This is a genomic window from Endozoicomonas atrinae, from assembly GCF_001647025.1.
Taxonomy (GTDB): domain Bacteria; phylum Pseudomonadota; class Gammaproteobacteria; order Pseudomonadales; family Endozoicomonadaceae; genus Endozoicomonas; species Endozoicomonas atrinae.
The window spans coordinates 1-3630 of sequence record NZ_LUKQ02000391.1 but is presented as its reverse complement, the minus strand read 5'-3'; the positions used below and the strand labels follow the sequence as shown (position 1 = coordinate 3630).

Annotated in this window: 4 protein-coding genes; all 4 read right to left on the bottom strand. The window is 52.4% G+C overall.

All coding sequences use genetic code 11. The annotated features are described in order from the left end of the window. The coding region (locus AK963_RS26775) for an AAA family ATPase (protein WP_066018398.1) at window positions 1-1483 on the bottom strand (1483 nt) is incomplete at its 3' end. A 63-nt stretch (window positions 1484-1546) separates the two neighbouring features. Beyond that, window positions 1547-2176, bottom strand: a complete 630-nt coding sequence (locus tag AK963_RS26770; RefSeq protein ID WP_066018397.1) for a hypothetical protein — start codon at window positions 2174-2176, stop codon at window positions 1547-1549. Window positions 2177-2178: 2 nt separating this feature from the next. Next, window positions 2179-3021 carry an ATP-binding protein gene (locus AK963_RS26765; RefSeq protein ID WP_066018396.1) on the bottom strand — a complete coding sequence of 281 codons (843 nt, stop codon included), beginning with the start codon at window positions 3019-3021 and terminating at the stop codon, window positions 2179-2181. Then, on the bottom strand, window positions 3018-3497 hold the full coding sequence (locus AK963_RS26760; RefSeq protein WP_066018395.1) for a hypothetical protein: 480 nt from the start codon (window positions 3495-3497) through the stop codon (window positions 3018-3020). Before AK963_RS26760 ends, AK963_RS26765 begins: the two co-directional genes overlap by 4 nt. Between the last annotated feature and the right edge of the window lie 133 nt (window positions 3498-3630).

The following is a 3630-nucleotide window of genomic DNA, read 5'->3' as shown; positions in this document are numbered from 1 at the left end:
GGGTGTGATGGACTAATATCAGCCCTGCATCCGGGTTCACAATATCCCGTAATTGCTCTACTCGTTCTTTCAGGAAAAACAGCATCGCATTGTTGTCATTTTCACTGCTGCCATCCGGTCCCGGGTCAAAGACATTACGAATCGGGTCGATCACGATCACATCCGGCCCTTCAGGGAAGGCATCCCGAATTGCCCTCAGGATTAAGGGCATGCCTTTCTCATTCAGAATCAGGTTCAGCCTTGCTGTCACCACCAGATTTTCGCGGACACGAGTCATCTGATACTGTTCAAGCGGGAGCCTCTTCACCCGTTCCCGCAGGTAGTGATATTGCACCTCAGCTTGCAGATAAAAGATCTTGAGCGGCTTGCTCGGACGCATATCAAGGAAGGTTAGCCCTGCCGACATGTGGGCCAGCAGATTCAGCAGGAAGTCACTCTTACCGACTTTAGGTGCACCACCAACCACCAGCATACCGCCGGGTGTCAGCACTCTTGGACTGAGCAAGTCTTCAGGCATGGGTGAGTCATCGTCCAATAGTTCACCCAGTCGATAAAATGGCACCGATTCTTTAATGGTTTTGCGGGGTGTAGTTACCAACCACTGTCGGATATCAAACCCTTCAGCAATGGCATCAGCAGCATCCCATTTCTCAGGACTGCTTTCAGGTGGTTTGAGAATCACAACACTGACTGCGCCAATATCAACAATGGCTCTGGCTGCACTGTGAGCATAAGCAAAACCGGCTTCATCATGATCCGGCCAAATCATCACTCGCTTGTCTTTGAGGGGAGACCAGTCCGTTTTTTCAACCGGTGCCTTCGCTCCATTCATGGCCGTGGTGGCACAATAGCCATTATCAATCAGTGCTTGCGCTGCTTTTTCTCCCTCCACCAGCCAAACGTCCGTAGACTGTTTGATCCCCGGCTGGTTATACAATGGCCTTGGATTAGGAGCCTTGGTCTTGCGTGCTTTAACATCCCAGGGTCTGAACTCCTTACCCTCTGGTGTATCGTAACGATAGACACAGGCGATCAAACTGCCTTCAGCATCGTAGTAGTCCCACTTGCCAGTGTGTGCACCAAGATCTTCGTAGTCGTCCTGGTAACTGGCTAATGCTGGTGGGCTGGTTGATGGTAGCCCTAACCAATCAGCCATTGCGCGTATAACCTCAGGAAAGTCATTTTTAGGATCAAGCCCCTGAACGGCCGCAGTCAGACTGACAATGTCACCGCCCTCACCATTTTCAAAATCATGCCATAGCCCGGGTTCACTGCCGTCCAACGAGACTTCCAGACTTTTACCCTTATCCCCCTGAACGTTCCCCATGACAAACTTGTTACCCCGTCGCTTACCGTTCGGAAACATCGCCGTCAGGTAACCCACCAGCTGGTCCTGAATACGTCGCTTAATATTCTCAGCCGGTAAAAGCTCCGAGGCTTGTTGCTCTGCAGCCGTATTAAAATTTAGCCATCCGTTCTTCATTGCTCAGCGTCCCTGTAAAAAGAAGCCCACCAGCAGGTGGGCGATACTCCTTTCAGTTAGTAATCAGTCCCACTGGCTGCCATAACCTTCAGCCGGATGAGGCGCTTGATCAGGTCCCCGATACAACTCGGACTGCAATTCATGATGAGACGGTCTCTGTCCGGGTTGTGTTACAGGTGCCATACCGTGCATCAACTGGGCATACTGTTTATGCTCTGGCGTAATGGCCTGCTTGATGACATTCTTCGGTTCATCATACTGATCTTTTTCAAGACTCACCTTGGCCACAAACTCAATGCCATCAAGCTCCGACAGGGACATCAACTGACGGGCCTTGTACGCCGGTGGGCTGTTATCATCCGGTTTGATATTGCGGGCTGACTGCAAAATACTGCGAACAAACGAGCGGCCCATGTTTTCCCACTCTGGCCCTTTGGGACTGTACATCCCGATCAATGACCAGACCTTGCGTTTGGCATACTCGCCTGCCAGCACAGTGAACTCAGCGTTGAGGTAGATGGCTCCGGTATCACCCCGGGTGGCGTAGCCACCGGTCCACCCCATATCGGGATTATCAAAACCACCCGGCTTGATGGTCATACGAACCTTGACCAAGGTGCCTGAAGGGATGATGTCGTGCTGGTTCTGTTCAGCGGCATCGTTGAAATCGTTCCATGATTTTTTCTGAGACATGGTTATGCGTCCTTTTGGGTGGCTGGATTATCAAAAGTGACCGGCTGGCGTTCAGCGGTTCGGATTTTATGGAACAGCCTGCCCAGGTGGGGAGGTTCGTACATCGCCAGACGACCACTGCGGTCCTTGGCTGGGTAGCCATAAGGATTAAGGGTCTGGCAGACAAAGGTTCGTCGAAGGTTACCTTCCTCATCCGGTAGGCTCGCGAGGGTAATGACCTCATCGACAATCCCCGGCATCTCCAGACCGGTTTTGGAGCCTTCAATCTGCGGCTGGTGGATTTTCCGATTAAAGTCGTCCACCCGCTCCTCCAGGATGGCCACGAACACTACATTTTTACCCCGGGCATGCTGGAGATGAGTCAGTGCGGCAATCATCTCCTGACCGTGCAGGCCATAAGCTCCCCGGGTATCCGGCTTGCCGGTTTTCTCCGAGAAGGCCTGGGGTTGGCTTTTGCACCACTGAAAGCAGAGCCTTCCCAGCACCGTGATCGAATCAATGAAATAGGTGTCATACTTCTCTAGCGATGAAGGGTCGCCGTACTTTTCACACACCGCCTGGTAGTGCCCTTTCGAGTAGACCTGATCATCCCTGAGCGCAGGATTGGGGCCACCGAGATAAACGGTAAAGTTTCGGAACTCAGTCCAGGTAGAAGGACGAATGGTATCGCCCTCCCAGTCCTGAACCGCCAAGTCACCCGCTTCTAAATCCACAAACAAAGTACTCGATGAACCCAACGTTTTGAGCAACGTGGTTTTACCCACGCCACTTTCGCCCAACAGTACGCATTTGATCCCCTTACGCTCCTGGCTTCGCTGTTCCGCTGTCAGAATGGGTAAACTCATGGTTTCACCTCCCGCCGATTAGGAGCCAACCGGTACTTAGGCGTTCCCTGGCGAATGGTCAGGGCTGGACGAAAGGCGTTCTGAATTACTTCTGGCCACTGATCAAAACGGGCATCCAGAACCGAGTACTCCACCTCCATAAACGACTGCGGATCCTCACCCTGCTCCCGAATGGTCTGGGCAATGGCATTGAGTTTGGTTTGATCCCAGGTGATGGCTTTGGGGATTTCGGAAGTGACTTTAACCTCCCCATCCTCGAACTGCACAAAGCCGAATTCCTGCTGCAACTCAGCACGAAGGCTGGATGCCTTATAGACGTACTTGCAGGCAATGGCTGACTCCAGCCACTCCCTGAGCACCCGAGCCCGCTCCATTAAGGCTTCCACTTCATCCACCAGCTTCAATAACTCTCCACCCGATTTAGCAGACAGATCGCTCATGGGCATGTTGGTTATTGCTTTCAGTTCAGGGCTCATGCGTCACCTCCCTGCCTTGGCAGTGGTTGTGAGGTACCGATGTGAGTATGTGACCGCTCGTAGGCTTCCACTTCACTGATTCGATAAACGACCCGGTTACCCAGTTTGATATAGCAAGGTCCCAGGCCTTTCA